This window comes from Pseudomonas sp., from assembly GCF_046581935.1.
Classification (GTDB): Bacteria; Pseudomonadota; Gammaproteobacteria; order Pseudomonadales; family Pseudomonadaceae; genus Aquipseudomonas.
The window spans coordinates 1-13,457 of record NZ_JAYGFK010000014.1; the positions used below are offsets into that span (position 1 = coordinate 1).

Below are 13,457 nucleotides of genomic sequence, written 5' to 3' on the forward strand. Positions count from 1 at the left end.
AGGAACAACTCTTTGCGGGTCTGCTTGCGCTTACCGGCGTACTCGGCGTCGGCGAAGGTCATCTGCTTCATCGGAAAACTCAGCGGGTGGAGTCTGGGTATTTTGCCAAAATCAGGAAGTCTTTTTCAGAGTTTCCCTAAGTGGTTGTTTTAATAGAAATAGGCCAGTAGTGCTGAGTTCTTTGGCGTGTGTGTTGGCACCTGGCCCATTTGTCGGGTTCCTCGTGTAGCTGTCCGTCAGGGATGGTGTGAGGGCCGCTAGGTCGAGAAATTCAGGGGCGACTCGGCTAGAATGCCGGCTTGGTAATGAGGGTAGGGCATCATGGCGGTAATTGGACGGATGAATAGTTTGCAGGTTGTGAAGCACACCGACTTCGGCCTGTATTTGGATGGCGGCGCGGATGGCGAAATTTTATTGCCAAAACGCTATATCCCGAGTGACACCCCAAGTGAAGTAGAAGATTGGTTGAATGTCTTTATTTACTTGGACAGTGAAGACAAGTTGATTGCCACCACTGAAAAGCCAAAAGTTCAGGTGGGTGAGTTCGCTAGTTTGAAAGTTGTAGATATAAACCGTGTGGGCTTATTCCTTAATTGGGGTTTGCCGAAGGATTTATTGCTGCCGCACTCCGAAGAGAAACGCCCGCTACAGGTGGGTGATTATTGCGTTGTGCATGTCTTCTTGGATAAGCGCAGCAAACGCATTACCGCCACTGCACGACTGGATCGATACCTGGATAACGTGCCAGCGAATTACACCGCTGGCCAGGAAGTTGATCTGCTGGTGGTTGAGTCCACTGATATGGGCTTCAAGGCCATTATCAATGGCAAGCATTGGGGCTTGATCCACAAGAATGAGCTGTTCAAGTTTATGCGCAACGGTATGCAGGAGAAGGGCTTCATCAAGGAAGTTCGCGCGGATGGCAAGATCAGCCTGAGCCTGCAGCCGGTCGGTCAAGAAGCCGCCAGCAGTCTTGGCGAACAGATTCTGGCCAAGCTGCGTGAGCACGATGGGGTACTCAAGGTGAATGACAAAAGTTCGCCTGAGGAAATTGCCGGACTGTTTCGGGTCAGCAAAGGTAACTTCAAAAAAGCCATCGGCGGTTTGTACAAGCAGGGTCGCATTGTGATCCACGAAGACCGCATCGAACTGCCCAGCAACTGATTCTGTCAGCAGTGAGGTTCACTGGATTGTCCAGTGAGCCGCGCTGTTAGGCCATCGGCGGCACTCGTAATGCGAAGGTCTTAGGTTTGATGGCTGTCGCGTCCGATTTCCTGGCGTGCTCAATGCTGTGAACTGTTGAGTGACTCGGCTGCCTAATCTTCAGGTTCGTTTTGCGTGCATGGCGCAGAGGTTGTTATGACGATGTGCAGATATGCAGTCAGCCTGGTGTGTTTGCTGCTGGTCACGCCGCTTTATGCCGAGCAGCAAGCGCCGCAGACGCTGCGGGTTATTCCCAAAACCTATATCAGCCCCGGTGCCAGCGGCAGCATCGGCAGCTCTCAGCAGATTGAAAACCATAACCTTTACGGTGGTCAGCGCTTACCCGATGGCCTGCAACGTCATGAGCAGCGCTATGACAGTCAGTCGATAGAGAGTCGCGGATCTATCAAGCAGAGCATCGAATATCCTGGTGGCTACCAGGTACAGCAGTACCCAGGCCAGAGCACGCAATATCAGGATCGTCGCCGTTAACTCAGGTGGTGATGGTCAGTGTTCAGCGCCACACCAAGGAAGCCAGCAAACCCAGTGACCCGAATATCAGTGTTCGATCAAGTAGCTAAATGCATACGCATCAGTTGGCATTTGCGCCAACTGATGCGCGCTGCTTAGTGCTTCTTGCCCCAGAGCTGTTCCAGGCGTTGGTCGCGGCCACAGCCGTTACGGTAGTAGTGGTAGCGCAACGGATTTCGCTGGTAGTAGTTCTGGTGGTAGTCCTCGGCGGGATAAAAGGTGGTGGCCGGGAGGATTTCCGTAACCACCGGGCCAGGCAGGCGGCCAGACTTATCTAGCGCAGCTTTGGAGGCTTCGGCCAGTTGCTGTTCTTGCGCTGTGCTGTAGAAAATTGCGCTGCGGTATTGCGTGCCGTGGTCGCAGAACTGAGCATTGGCTGTAACCGGGTCGATGGTTGGCCAGTACGCTTCGAGTAGCTTGGCGTAGCTGGTTTTGCTTGGATCGAAGCGCACGCGTACCGCTTCTAGATGGCCGCTGTTACCAGCAGAGACCTGCTCGTAGCTAGGGTTCTCGATATGCCCGCCAATATAGCCGGAGGTGGTTTCAATCACCCCTGGCACTTTGTCGAAGTCCGACTCGGTGCACCAGAAGCAACCGCCGGCAAAAATTGCGACGCCGGGGTTTTCTACAGACTGTGCGGTAGCCAGTGTTTGCGCTGCTTGTGGTGCTTGCGCAGCCATGGGCTCACAGGCGGCTAGCAGGCCGCCGAGGAGTAGGATGGCGCTGTTGAGCAGGGTGTTGCGCCAGGAAGAGGTGATTGTGGTCATGTTCAGCTCCGCAACTCGGGTAAAGGTTCGCCTTCAGGGATAAAACGCAGGGCTACACCGTTATTGCACCAGCGCTCGCCACGGGGCTTGGGGCCGTCATCGAAGACATGACCCTGGTGTCCACCACAGCGTGCGCAGTGGTATTCGGTGCGTGGGAAGAACAGTTTGAAGTCACGCTTGGTATTCATGTGCCCGTCAATCGGCTTGGTAAAGCTGGGCCAGCCGGTGCCGCTTTCATATTTGTCCTGGCTAGCGAACAGCGGCAGGTAGCAGGCTGCACAGACGAAGGTGCCGTCGCGCTTTTCCTGATTTAGCGGACTGCTGCGCGGGGCTTCGGTGTCTTCCTCGAACAGTACGGCATAGGCTTCAGGTGGCAGCAGTTTGCGCCAAGCGTCATGAGGTTTATCCAGCGGTGTGATGCTGCTGGCGATGGCTTGCGCCAGGCTTAGCGGTGCATTACCGAGCAGGGGCAGCGCGGGCAACAGGGCCAACGCTTTGAGCAGGGAGCGTCTTTGCATGACGGTAGTCTCTATGAGGTGTGGCCAATAGACAGAGACTAGCCCGAGTTGTTACAGGCCAATCACTGAGGGAGGCAATTTCTCTGCAGTAGGCTCGGTAAGCAACGTCGCATGGTTTCAGCTGGCGGATAGCGTGTCGGTGATCGGCGCATCATCAATGATGACGCAGTTACGTCCGGCGCTCTTAGCGCGATACAGGCGTTGATCGGCGCGTTGCAGCAGGTCTCGCCAATGCTCGTCGCGGCGCAGAATTGCGCCGCCAATCGACATGCTCACGCCCCCGCCAGGCCCGCGCAGATGCTGGTTAACCTGCTGCCTCAGGTGCTCAGCGGCTGCCAGCAGGCCACTTCGTTCGGTATTAGGCAGCAGCAGTAGAAATTCCTCACCGCCGAAGCGGAACAAGCGGTCTTCCTTGCGCGAGACGTTTTTGATCAGCTCGACAAAGTTAATCAATACTTGGTCGCCGGCTTGATGGCCATAGCTGTCGTTGATCTGTTTGAAGTGATCCAGGTCCATGATTAGTACGCCGTAAGTATTGTCATGGCGGCGATAGGTGGAGGCTGCGATCTTCAGCTCTTCATTCATGGCCCTACGGTTACGTGCGCCGGTTAGCGAATCATGCGTGGCCAGTAGTTGCAGCCGGTCACGTTGACTGTTGGTGCGGTAGGCAAAAATAAAGCTGAGGGTGCCGGCTGTCATGCTGGTGACCAGAAACGAGACCATCTGGTAGTGGCTTTCAAATACGCTGCCGGGCTTGAGTTGCCCGTAAGTTACCAGGCTGAGCAGTACCAATATGGTTGCCAGCAGGGCCTTGCCCGGCGAGACCATGTAGAAGTTAAAGAGGATCAGCGGATAGATCCAGAACAGGCCGTTGATACCCAGGTTGATGGCGATCAGGGTCGCCCCTGCGGAAAAAATGACTGCCAAGTAGATGCCGGGTTTGACTGTATCGCCGGTGCGCCAGGCATAAATCAAGGCTAGGACGGTGGATGCCACGATTACGCTATCGGCCGAGCCGACCAGGTAGTTGCCGGTGCTCAATCGGTATATGGCATAGGGGGTAATACCCAGTATGCCGAACAAGCCCATCAGGGTGATGATGGACAGCTGAACATTTTTACGCAGGCGCCTGAGCATACGCGGTGTTCGCATAAAGGTTGCCAGCTTTGTAGTTGTTATGAGCCAAGCATGCAGAGCTTTACCCGCCGATAGCAATAGGAAAATTTAGCAAAATGCCAGTACGCGCCACTGTCTGTTCAGTCGTGCCTAACCGGGGTGGCGGGAAAATGCCAGTAGGCGTTTGCTGCGCTGATAACGTAGCAGGCGATCGGCCAATACCGCAGGCATATCATTGGCAAGGGTAAACCCCTGACGCAGGTAGAAGTCGCTTAGCTCCGGGTGGCAGAACAGCCACACCGGTGCGCTGCATTCGGTTAGGGCTGTTTCGATCAGGTGTGCGGCCAACCCTTGGCGGCGTTGCGCTGGGGCGACCAACAGACTGGTGAGCCAGTGTCCGCCGTTAACGGTTTGCAGACACAGGGCCGCGACGATTTCTTGTTGTTCGGCCACCCAGATCTGTGCGCCTGCGCTGGCGCGCATGGGCGAACGCTGGGCACGGTAGAACTTGTCGGCCAGTGGCTTTAGTGGGGGAGGGAGAAGACGGTAGTGCATGGCGCAAGCGTGTCAGGTGAGTGTGCCTGGCGGCAAGTCGATCCTTGCGCCAGGCCGGACTATTTCAGGTGGCGGAGTGGCTACCCAGCAGGTTGCTGCTGCTTTGCTTGCCCTTTTTCTCCAGGCGTTTTTCGCTGGCAGTTTTCAGCGGTTTTTTCTTGGCCTGTTTCTTTGAGTCCATACCTTTGCTCATGATCTTCACCTCTGACAACGTCGTGGTTGAATGTTCTGGAGCGTGCCAGCTCCCGCTGCCGAGCGAGGTTGGTGCTGTGAGTCTACGCCGATGGTTGCCGAATAGCAGAGGTGTTGTGAGTAGGTTGCTCGATTGGTGAGTAGGCTGACTTGATACGACAGTGTCGGGTTGTCGCTGTGGCGTTAGGCTGCGCCTCTTTGCATGGCCGTTGCTGCTGGAGTTTTTGTGAAGCCATTGTTGCTGTTGTTATCTGCTTGCTGCCTGGCGTGTCATTCGCTGAGCGTATTGGCGTGGTCCAATCATTCATTGGGCAGCCAACTGGCGCTGCAGGAGATGCCCGAGTTGCAGCGCACGTTGAGCTACGAGCCGTTGGAGGCGTTCCTTGATGATCAGGCGCCGGCTATCGAGCGACTACTGGATGAGCAGGAAGGCTTTGCCCGTGAGCATTTTGCGGATTACCCGCTGCGCCCGGATGCTTTGCGCTTCAGTGCGGCGGATAGTGGCGATAGGCTCAATGCGTTTTTGCATGCGCTACGGGTCAATCCGCAGATCCGCCTGGCCGGTTTTGTGCAGCAGTTGCCAGGGCAGTCTGATCAAGGCCGACCGCGCTTGGCAGCTGAGCAGGTGTTGGTGTTTCGCAAAATTGGCCCCTGGAGTCACTGGCGATACCTGGCTTTACGGCCCGGTGAGGCAGTGAGTGCTGTGCAGGTGCTGAGTAGCGCGGCTGACGAGCCGGATTACGGTCATGACATCAATCTGTTCAGTGACAACCCCGGTGAGGTAGGCGGGCAATACAACTTTGGTCCGCAGCCATTTGGTGATGCGCGCTTCGAGTATTCCTCGCAGGCACCTTTTCATATTGGCTATTACCACGAGTCAGAGTTGGTGTATCAGGCCGCACCTTACTTGCGGCGTACGTTGCCACATTGGCGAAGCTATCAGTACACCGGTCTGGCTCGACTGGCGTTGGCCAGCGGGCATGACTACTGGGGTTACCGCTTTCTCGGTTGGGCCTTGCACTACATGCAGGACCTGACCCAGCCCTACCATGCCAAGGCTGTACCTGGGTTCAATACGCCGGAGCTGGTTGTTATTGCCCTTAAAGAGGCTGCCGGTTATCCCGAGGGGCGCGAGGCGGCGATTACTCGCGTAGCAGATCGGCATACTGCCATCGAGGAATATCAGCTGGAACGCATGCAGCAGTTAATGGGCGAACAGGCGGCGTCGCCATTGTTGCAGGCTTATACGCAGAGCCCGCAGGAGCGCTACCCGGCCTACTCGGTGGATTACGCGCAGCAGGTGGTGGCGGCCGAGTCTTATGCCAGTGCCGATAGTCTTGATGAGTTAGTCGGCCAGTGGTTAGCACGCAAGCCAGCGGCGGCACCTGGGTTTAGTGGCGGTAATCAGTTGGCCCATACCGAAGCTGATCCGTTGCTTGAGCAGATATTGGCCGAGCTGTTCAAGCGCTTTGGCATCCACTCGCGCAATGTTGTGCAGGGCACCTTGGATGTACCCGCGGCGCTGAACTGACCTCGCCGCTGTAAGACACTGCACTTGCAGTAGGTGAAACAGGTTGGCGTCGTATGTTTTTGCTGCTGTCTACGCCTTGCTGCGCAGAAACTGTCCATAACCTCGGCTGTTACCGAGATCATCTGCGAACTCACCATGCTGGTAAGCAATTCGTCCATTGATCAGCACGGCATCCACCGCTGACCCACGGTTGACCATGCGCTGCAGGCCGCCGAAGGCGTCCATGGGGGCTTCCTGGTAGTTGGCCAGCGAGTCATCCAGCGCGCTTGGGTCGATGATCACCACGTCGGCACGGGCACCTTCAAAGAGCCGGCCTGCATCAATATCAAACCATTCCCCCAGTTCGCCAGTCAGACGCCAGATAGCGCTTGATATCGGCATCACTGGTTGGCCGCGTGACTCAGCGTCACGTACTAGCTTGAGCAGGCGCAGACCGAAATTATAGAAAGCCATATTGCGGATATGCGCGCCAGAGTCGGCAAAGCCGATCAGGGTGCTGGGTTCGCAGACCAGTTTTTCCAGCACTTCTGGGCGGTGATTGGCGATTACAGTGCGCCAGCGCAGGCGTGGCCCGTGGGCTACCAGTAAGTCGAGAAACAGGTCGGCGGGGTGCTCGTTACGGGTTTTGGCCAGTTCGCCAACGCTTTTTCCAACCACACTGGCGTCTGGGCACTCGACGATCCAGGCATCATCGAAGTCGCGGTGCCAGACCCGTGGGCCGAACTTCTTCTCGACATCCTGACGAAAACGCAGGCGGTAGGCCGGGTCTTGGAACAGTTGGCTGCGCAGGTCATGGCTGGCCAAGTGCAACGCGGCCTGGCCGGCGGGAAATTCTTCAAAGACCACGAACTCCATGCCATCGGCATAGGTTTCGAAGGGCACGGGCAGGGTCTGCCAGCGAAAATCCGCGCGTGCAAGACGGTTGATCCCGCGGGTTAATGGGCCAAGCACAGAGGCCAGCCAGGGATCAGCTTTGACGTCCATCAGAGTAATCAGGGTGGTCTTCAGCGGCTTGCGCCACCAACCGCCGATGCTGTCCCAGAGAAAGGCCAGCACATTGAGCTTGGTCACCAGATTCGGCGCGCCCTGATGGATGCGTCCGCGTCGACGCAAAATTTTGTTCAGCCGCGCGTACTCGGCCCAGGGCGCATACACCGAGGGTAGGGATTTCGAGCGTTGGCGATCGCCGTCGAGCTTGTCCCAGGGGTTGGTCATACTCGACAGGCCAAGTAAGCCAGCGTCCAGAGCCTCCTCCAGCAGGCGCTCCATCTGCTGCAGTTCGCTTTCGCTGGGGCGCACCTTGGCATCAACAGCGCGCTCCAAACCGAGCACGGCGACGCGCAGGTCGGAGTGGCCAAGGAACGAGCAGATATTCGGGCCCAGTGGATGCTGATCGAGAAAGGCTGCGAATTCGCTGGCGCTGTTCCAGGTCTTGCGCGCCTGCAGCAGTGGCAGCACATGTTCGCGTGGTACTGACTCGACACGGGTGAACAGGTCCGAGCAGTCCTCCGGGCTAGATAGCACCATGCTGATCGAGCAACTACCAATCATCACGGTGGTCACGCCATGGCGCACCGACTCTTTCAGCGCCGGGGCTGCCACCAGCTCCGCGTCGTAGTGGGTGTGCATGTCGATAAAGCCAGGTGTTACCCAGCGGTTACTCGCGTCGATAACCTGACTGCAGCCAGCTTCATCCAGGGCGCTGGCGCTTATACGCAGTAGTTTGCCGTCGCGGACACCCAGGTGGCGCAGCACTCCCGGTGCGCCGCTACCATCAAAAAACAGCGCATTCTTGATCAGCACATCGAACATTGCAGGCCCCCAGGTGAATGAAATCGGCCTGTCGAGCATAGTCTTCCGTAGGCAGCTGCTGTGGGGGTGTAAGTGAACAACCCAAGGTCTATTCGGCCATCGCAGCTTATTGGCTGCTTATGCGTTGAGGCGACGGCGTTCGGCGCTGATTTCCGCAAGGTCGGTGCGACGTACGTAGACGCGCAGCGGTTCGCTGATATTCAGGCGGTCGTCGATATTTTGCTCCAACAGCAATTGCAGGCGCGCGCGGTCGAGGTTCATCAGCTCACCATCAAAGGCGCGCCAGACGAACTCACAGGTAGGCGTAATGCTTTGTTCCAGCACATCGAGGCCGAAGGAATCTTCGGAGAAACGCACGATATAACGCCCGGTTTTCGCGTTGAAACCGACAAACCCTTGCAGTTGGTCGGCAGCGGCGCAGATGCTGGTAGAGGTGATGCTCATGGAGGCCTCATCGATGGCAGTTGGAGGGCAAGCCCTCAGAAAGTCATCGGCCTAGGCTAAAGCGCTCTGAGCAGAGCATCTTGCGGTGGATCAATAAGTTGGTGGGTGGTGCAGGTGATGGCGCAGATGCCAAGCCCACTAGGTACGTGGCATCTGCTAAGCGTGGTCAGATCAGCTTCTGTCGTGCGGCTTCTTCCAGGCTGCTCTGAGTCAGTTGGTTGAGTATGGGGTCGATCGACTCATTGAAGGGCACTGCAACGATCAGTAGCAGTTGCATCCAGGTCGTGATGGTTTCGCGCTTCTCAATACGTCCTAGTACCTTGCCGTCACTGTCCTTGAAGGTGGTTTCCATGGTTAGTTCATTGCTGAACTTGCCCGGTATAACAAACAGTGTGAAGCCCGTGATGAAGGCACTGGCTAGGCTACCGCGTTCGTGGTTGCTGACTCGCACGCTGATATACAGATCTGAATTCTGCTTGGCTGTGGTAACGCTGCTGAAGCGCGCGCTGTCCTGATACTGCTTGACGACCAGTTTCTCCAGGTTTGCCTGGTTAAAGCCGCCGGCGCGAGTTTGCTCATTGAACAGGTATTGGCTATCGACTTTGATATAGGCCGACTGGGCTGGCTGCTCAACAGCAGTCAAGGGCCACTGCTCAACTTGGGCCAGGTCGTGGTGCGAATAGGAAAGACAGCCTGTCAACGACAAGAGGGTTGCGGCGAGTAGCGCTGCAAATAATGGTTTCATGCGTAACATCCTTGTTAGGGGCGAGCGAGTTGACGTGTGCTGTCCTGCAGCAACTCTTCGATCAGTTGGTTGAGTTGGTCTGAACCGAGCGACATGTTGAAATAGTCGTTATCCCAGAGCCCGGTATTCTGGTCGAGCTTGACCTGCTGGTGGCTTCTGGCGAGCAGTTTGCCCTGAGCATCAGTAATCGAAAGGTCTCCGGCTAGGTCATATTTGTCGACATAAATGGGGCCGTTGACCCAGATCCATACCGTTAGCGTCAGCAGTGCACCAGGGAAGTAGGCAGGGTGAGGCGTGCGTTTGCCTTTGAGCGAGGTGAGGTTGAGTTGGAGCCGCACGTCCTGTTCACCGAGCTTAGCGGGAAAGCTGATAACGTTCGTGAAGTACTCACCGCGTTCAATGCGGTTATTCAACTGCTCTGTAAATTGGCTGCTCAGGGTCTTGCGCAGGTTTTCGTTGACCTTGTTGTCGGTGATCTGTACGTCATCGACCATCACCGCGCGGGGCTGAGTGAAGCTAGCTGGTTGTTTAGGGTCGCCAATTGGGCCGGCCGGGATGAACGATACGCAACCGGTTAGGCTCAGACTGAGCAGTGCTGCGGCAAGGTAATGCAGAGTTTTCATGGCTCATCCTTGATAGGGTGTTGCACGGTAACGCGCAGCGCTAGGCACCTCAGTAGTCGGTGCCTAGCGCTGCAGGGATGCGGGTTTTGCTATCGGGTATGTTGCAGAGTCACTTGCGGCGGGTACTGGAGAACGCGCTGATTTTGCCGAATGGTGAGCTTTGCATGTCAACCTGAACCGCCATCAATGGCGAGTTGTTGACCCAGACATCGTCGATCACGATTGTTTGGCCAAGGTCCTCGTTGTCAGCGGCTACTAGCAGGTAGTAGGTGCCATCTTCAGGGGCTTCGCCATCCCAGCTCATGTTGAGCTGACCGACTACGGCCGAAGCGCGCGAAGGTTTGTCGGCAATCACTGTGCCGTAGGCATCCAGCAGCATGGCGCGAGGCTTCAGGGCGAACTTGCTCACGCCGAGGCAGGGGGTGTTGCACAGTGAGCTTACGTTGAGGGTGTAGCGTTCGCCCTTTTTCAGCTGCAGGGAAAATATCCGGTAGTTGGAAATCGAGCTGCCGAAATCCAGGCGTGGCTCGTCAGCGCTGATCGGCCATTGCGTTGCTAGCAGGCCAGGATTGAGCGGCAGTGGGATCGCTTGGGTGTTATGGATGGCTTCAAGGGCGCTTTTGGCCATTGGGCTTGTGCCTGCCATCACTTCTTGCTGGTAGATCGTCTGCGGGTTGCTGGCGCATGCACCGAGCAATAGGCAGGCGGCCAGAGTAAGAAACTTGTGCACGGTAAAACTCCTGTGAGACTACGTCCTTGTGTACACGCCGGGCGCTGGCTGCGCGGCGGCCGGCGATTCTACTCGTTTTGCATAACGCATGGGGCGGCTAATCTGCCGGATTGACGAGCTGCGCACGCTTTGCACGCAACTCGTTGGCCTGCTGTGCGTCCTGCATAGCGGCTCTTGGATGCCCGTCAGTTAGCCGGAAAGCCCGACATAGACGTTTTGCACGTCATCGTGCGCGTCGAGTGCTTCGAGGAAGGCTTCGACTTCTTCCAGTTGCTCGGCAGTGAGGCTGGTGACTGGGTTTTTTGGGATATAGCCAATCTTCGCCGAGTTGACGTTGAAGCCCTGTTCCGGCAACGCGCGGCAGACGGCGTCGAGGTCGGTCGGTTCGGTGATGAACAGCGTGTTGCCTTCTTCGGCTGGCTCGAAATCCTGTGCGCCGGCTTCAATGGCGGCCATTTCCGGGTCGGCGTCAGTCTCCGTGCTCGCTTCGATCAGGCCTACGTGGTCGAAGTCCCAGGTCACTGAGCCGGAGGCGCCCATTTGGCCTTTGCGGAACAGCACGCGGACTTCCGCGACGGTGCGGTTGATGTTGTCGGTCAGGCACTCAATGATCACTGGCACCTGATGCGGGGCGAAGCCCTCATAGGTAGCTGAATGAAATGTCACTGTATCGCCCAGTAGGCCAGCGCCTTTTTTAATCGCCCGCTCGAGGGTTTCCTTGGGCATCGAGGCTTTTTTTGCCTGGTGAATCGCTAAACGCAATTTGGGATTGAGGTCCGGATCGGCACCGTTGCGTGCGGCGATCATGATTTCCTTGACCAGCCGGCCGAAGATCTTGCCTCTGGCATTGGCGGCGGCTTCTTTAGGTTTGGCTTTCCACTGTGCGCCCATGGGTTTTCTCGTCGTTGCGGGGTTAATAGAGGGGTCTCGGCTCTGCTGCGCGTCGGCGAAACCGCGTTAAAAGTGGTCTCAGTCTGGCTCGCAAGACCCGAAACAAATTCTAAGGGGGGCGATTCTAGCCCTTCGAGGCGTTTGCGGCACCTTTGCTACAGCAATCAGGCGAATACGCATGCCCTGAGGCTGCTGTATGGCTTATTTGCCGGGCTACTGTATGGGCGTTTTGCTACTTGTGACGGTTCTAATATGGGATTACCTGCTATTTGAGAGAGTGTTATGCAGCCCAAGGACTTATTGCTTGCCCTGGTGGTGATCATCGTTTGGGGGCTTAATTTCGTGGTGATCAAGATCGGTCTGCACGAGATGCCGCCGATGTTGCTGGGGGCATTACGTTTTTTGTTGGCGGCGTTCCCAGCCGTGCTGTTTATCAAACGCCCGCAAATACCGCTGCGCTGGCTGCTGGCTTACGGTTTGACCATCTCGTTTGGTCAATTTGCCTTTTTGTTCTCGGCGATGTCCGTTGGGATGCCGGCCGGGTTGGCTTCGCTGGTGCTGCAATCACAGGCGTTTTTTACCCTGTTGTTTGCGGTGCTGCTGATCGGCGAGCGCTTCCGTCTGGCTAACCTGTTTGGGCTGTTGGTGGCTGCCGGTGGCTTGCTGCTGATTGGCATGCAGGGTGACGGTTTGATGACCTTGGCAGGTTTTGCCCTGACGCTCTGTGCCGCGGCCATGTGGGCGTTGGGCAATATCATTACGCGCAAGCTGGGCAGGGTGGATCTGGTCGGCTTGGTGGTGTGGGGCAGTTTGGTACCGCCGCTGCCGTTTTTCGCACTGTCTTGGTTGCTGGAAGGGCCAGAGGTGATTGAGTCTGCTCTACGTGGCTTTAACCTGGACAGCATGCTGGTGCTGGCCTACCTGGCCTTTGGTGCCACCATTCTTGGCTACGGTTTGTGGAGTCGTTTGCTGTCGCGCTATCCGGCCAGCCAGGTGGCACCGTTTTCGCTGCTGGTGCCGGTGGTGGGAATATCTTCAGCGGCACTGTTGCTTGATGAGCATCTGAGCGCGCTGCAGTTAGTGGGCGCGCTGCTGGTGATGCTTGGCTTGTTGCTTAATGTCTTTGGCGGCTGGCTGCAGGCGCGATTACGCGCCCGGCTTGCCTAGGGTCTGTTCCCGTTTCATCGCGAGCCGCGTTGCTGCGAGAAATGGCCCCCGGTTAGGCGCAGGACGCAGGTAATGGTCATTCCCTTGCCAAGTCCTGCAACAACAGCGGGGGCCATTTCCCGCGCAACCCAAAGGGCCGGGCCTGTTTTAGCGCGATACTGCGTTTCTCGACACTCATTTGGAACAACCAAACTTCGTGTCTCGTGCCTTGTCTCGCGCAAAAACAGGCTCCGGCGCGGCCGTGAATGAAACGGGAACAGACCCTAGCGCTTACCCATAGAGCGGCGAGTGCCACTTGGGGCTGGGCCAATTTTCTTTTCATGCGCAGATTTGCTGCCTTTCTGGTGCCAGGGTTGGTCGTCCTGTTTGCCTGCCGCGGCCTTGGCGGCACTGAATAGCGAGGAGAAACCACGGGCTTTTTGGGCGTTGGCGGGCGTTGTATCGTCGCTGGGCTTTGCCGAGCTCTCGACAGGTTGAACGGTATGTGTTGGTTCAACTGCTGATGTGTCTGGCATGTAATGGCACCGCGTGAGCGAGAGGAAAAGGCCGGCGAGTATACCTGGCTTAGTGCTCAGGGTTTGCGGCTGTTGGTCAGCTGCGCGGTGTTAGGGCGTTTGTGCGCGCAAGTGTGA

General features: G+C 56.8%; 15 protein-coding genes. 4 read left to right on the forward strand and 11 right to left on the reverse strand.

Annotation, left to right across the window (positions count from 1 at the left end; genetic code table 11):
• Positions 1 to 321 precede the first annotated feature (321 nt).
• Together VCA57_RS10810 and VCA57_RS10815 are read left to right on the forward strand one after the other, a co-directional pair.
• Positions 322 to 1,164, forward strand: a complete 843-nt coding sequence (locus tag VCA57_RS10810) for a S1 RNA-binding domain-containing protein (RefSeq protein WP_411185031.1) — start codon at positions 322 to 324, stop codon at positions 1,162 to 1,164.
• Between the two features lie 195 nt (positions 1,165 to 1,359).
• Positions 1,360 to 1,695 carry a hypothetical protein gene (locus VCA57_RS10815; protein ID WP_411185032.1) on the forward strand — a complete coding sequence of 112 codons (336 nt, stop codon included), beginning with the start codon at positions 1,360 to 1,362 and terminating at the stop codon, positions 1,693 to 1,695.
• A gap of 134 nt (positions 1,696 to 1,829) precedes the next feature.
• On the opposite strand, the gene msrA is transcribed toward VCA57_RS10815, so the two are convergent.
• From msrA to VCA57_RS10840, 5 genes are all read right to left on the reverse strand, one after another.
• The gene (gene msrA, locus VCA57_RS10820; RefSeq protein ID WP_411185033.1) at positions 1,830 to 2,501 is read right to left on the reverse strand and encodes a peptide-methionine (S)-S-oxide reductase MsrA; all 672 of its coding nucleotides are present in this window, start codon (positions 2,499 to 2,501) and stop codon (positions 1,830 to 1,832) included.
• A gap of 2 nt (positions 2,502 to 2,503) precedes the next feature.
• The gene (gene msrB / locus VCA57_RS10825; protein ID WP_411185034.1) at positions 2,504 to 3,019 is read right to left on the reverse strand and encodes a peptide-methionine (R)-S-oxide reductase MsrB; all 516 of its coding nucleotides are present in this window, start codon (positions 3,017 to 3,019) and stop codon (positions 2,504 to 2,506) included.
• Between the two features lie 117 nt (positions 3,020 to 3,136).
• Entirely contained in the window at positions 3,137 to 4,171 is a 1,035-nt protein-coding gene (locus VCA57_RS10830; RefSeq protein ID WP_411185035.1) for a GGDEF domain-containing protein, read from the reverse strand.
• A 114-nt stretch (positions 4,172 to 4,285) separates the two neighbouring features.
• Positions 4,286 to 4,690 (reverse strand): GNAT family N-acetyltransferase, encoded by a 405-nt coding sequence (locus VCA57_RS10835; protein WP_411185036.1) that lies wholly within the window; start codon positions 4,688 to 4,690, stop codon positions 4,286 to 4,288.
• 64 nt (positions 4,691 to 4,754) lie between these two features.
• A complete protein-coding gene (locus VCA57_RS10840; protein ID WP_411185037.1) occupies positions 4,755 to 4,883 on the reverse strand; it encodes a hypothetical protein in 129 nt (42 codons plus the stop codon).
• 225 nt (positions 4,884 to 5,108) lie between these two features.
• On the opposite strand from VCA57_RS10840, the gene VCA57_RS10845 reads away from it, so the two are divergent.
• Positions 5,109 to 6,413 carry a phospholipase gene (locus VCA57_RS10845; RefSeq protein ID WP_411185038.1) on the forward strand — a complete coding sequence of 435 codons (1,305 nt, stop codon included), beginning with the start codon at positions 5,109 to 5,111 and terminating at the stop codon, positions 6,411 to 6,413.
• 69 nt (positions 6,414 to 6,482) lie between these two features.
• Here VCA57_RS10845 and VCA57_RS10850 read toward each other — a convergent pair whose 3' ends face one another.
• The 6 genes from VCA57_RS10850 to VCA57_RS10875 all read right to left on the reverse strand — a co-directional run bounded on the left by VCA57_RS10850 (position 6,483) and on the right by VCA57_RS10875 (position 11,658).
• Positions 6,483 to 8,225 (reverse strand): N-acyl-D-amino-acid deacylase family protein, encoded by a 1,743-nt coding sequence (locus tag VCA57_RS10850; RefSeq protein ID WP_411185039.1) that lies wholly within the window; start codon positions 8,223 to 8,225, stop codon positions 6,483 to 6,485.
• A 117-nt stretch (positions 8,226 to 8,342) separates the two neighbouring features.
• A complete protein-coding gene (locus tag VCA57_RS10855) occupies positions 8,343 to 8,669 on the reverse strand; it encodes a DUF2025 family protein (RefSeq protein ID WP_411185040.1) in 327 nt (108 codons plus the stop codon).
• A gap of 166 nt (positions 8,670 to 8,835) precedes the next feature.
• The gene (locus VCA57_RS10860; RefSeq protein ID WP_411185041.1) at positions 8,836 to 9,414 is read right to left on the reverse strand and encodes a hypothetical protein; all 579 of its coding nucleotides are present in this window, start codon (positions 9,412 to 9,414) and stop codon (positions 8,836 to 8,838) included.
• A gap of 14 nt (positions 9,415 to 9,428) precedes the next feature.
• Entirely contained in the window at positions 9,429 to 10,037 is a 609-nt protein-coding gene (locus VCA57_RS10865; protein ID WP_411185042.1) for a hypothetical protein, read from the reverse strand.
• Between the two features lie 109 nt (positions 10,038 to 10,146).
• Positions 10,147 to 10,767, reverse strand: a complete 621-nt coding sequence (locus VCA57_RS10870) for a hypothetical protein (protein ID WP_411185043.1) — start codon at positions 10,765 to 10,767, stop codon at positions 10,147 to 10,149.
• Positions 10,768 to 10,956: 189 nt separating this feature from the next.
• On the reverse strand, positions 10,957 to 11,658 hold the full coding sequence (locus VCA57_RS10875; protein WP_411185044.1) for a YebC/PmpR family DNA-binding transcriptional regulator: 702 nt from the start codon (positions 11,656 to 11,658) through the stop codon (positions 10,957 to 10,959).
• Between the two features lie 282 nt (positions 11,659 to 11,940).
• Between VCA57_RS10875 and VCA57_RS10880 the strand changes: the two genes are divergently transcribed.
• Positions 11,941 to 12,825, forward strand: a complete 885-nt coding sequence (locus VCA57_RS10880) for an EamA family transporter (RefSeq protein ID WP_411185045.1) — start codon at positions 11,941 to 11,943, stop codon at positions 12,823 to 12,825.
• Positions 12,826 to 13,457 lie beyond the last annotated feature (632 nt).

What these genes read in the sequence shown, in the direction of transcription:
- VCA57_RS10880 (WP_411185045.1), top strand. Translation starts at nt 11,941, where the DNA reads ATGCAGCCCAAGGACTTATTGCTTGCCCTGGTGGTGATCATCGTTTGG.
- VCA57_RS10835 (WP_411185036.1), bottom strand. Translation starts at nt 4,690, where the DNA reads ATGCACTACCGTCTTCTCCCTCCCCCACTAAAGCCACTGGCCGACAAG.
- VCA57_RS10865 (WP_411185042.1), bottom strand. Translation starts at nt 10,037, where the DNA reads ATGAAAACTCTGCATTACCTTGCCGCAGCACTGCTCAGTCTGAGCCTA.
- VCA57_RS10850 (WP_411185039.1), bottom strand. Translation starts at nt 8,225, where the DNA reads ATGTTCGATGTGCTGATCAAGAATGCGCTGTTTTTTGATGGTAGCGGC.
- VCA57_RS10855 (WP_411185040.1), bottom strand. Translation starts at nt 8,669, where the DNA reads ATGAGCATCACCTCTACCAGCATCTGCGCCGCTGCCGACCAACTGCAA.
- VCA57_RS10840 (WP_411185037.1), bottom strand. Translation starts at nt 4,883, where the DNA reads ATGAGCAAAGGTATGGACTCAAAGAAACAGGCCAAGAAAAAACCGCTG.
- VCA57_RS10810 (WP_411185031.1), top strand. Translation starts at nt 322, where the DNA reads ATGGCGGTAATTGGACGGATGAATAGTTTGCAGGTTGTGAAGCACACC.
- VCA57_RS10860 (WP_411185041.1), bottom strand. Translation starts at nt 9,414, where the DNA reads ATGAAACCATTATTTGCAGCGCTACTCGCCGCAACCCTCTTGTCGTTG.
- VCA57_RS10830 (WP_411185035.1), bottom strand. Translation starts at nt 4,171, where the DNA reads ATGCGAACACCGCGTATGCTCAGGCGCCTGCGTAAAAATGTTCAGCTG.
- msrB (WP_411185034.1), bottom strand. Translation starts at nt 3,019, where the DNA reads ATGCAAAGACGCTCCCTGCTCAAAGCGTTGGCCCTGTTGCCCGCGCTG.
- VCA57_RS10815 (WP_411185032.1), top strand. Translation starts at nt 1,360, where the DNA reads ATGACGATGTGCAGATATGCAGTCAGCCTGGTGTGTTTGCTGCTGGTC.
- VCA57_RS10875 (WP_411185044.1), bottom strand. Translation starts at nt 11,658, where the DNA reads ATGGGCGCACAGTGGAAAGCCAAACCTAAAGAAGCCGCCGCCAATGCC.
- msrA (WP_411185033.1), bottom strand. Translation starts at nt 2,501, where the DNA reads ATGACCACAATCACCTCTTCCTGGCGCAACACCCTGCTCAACAGCGCC.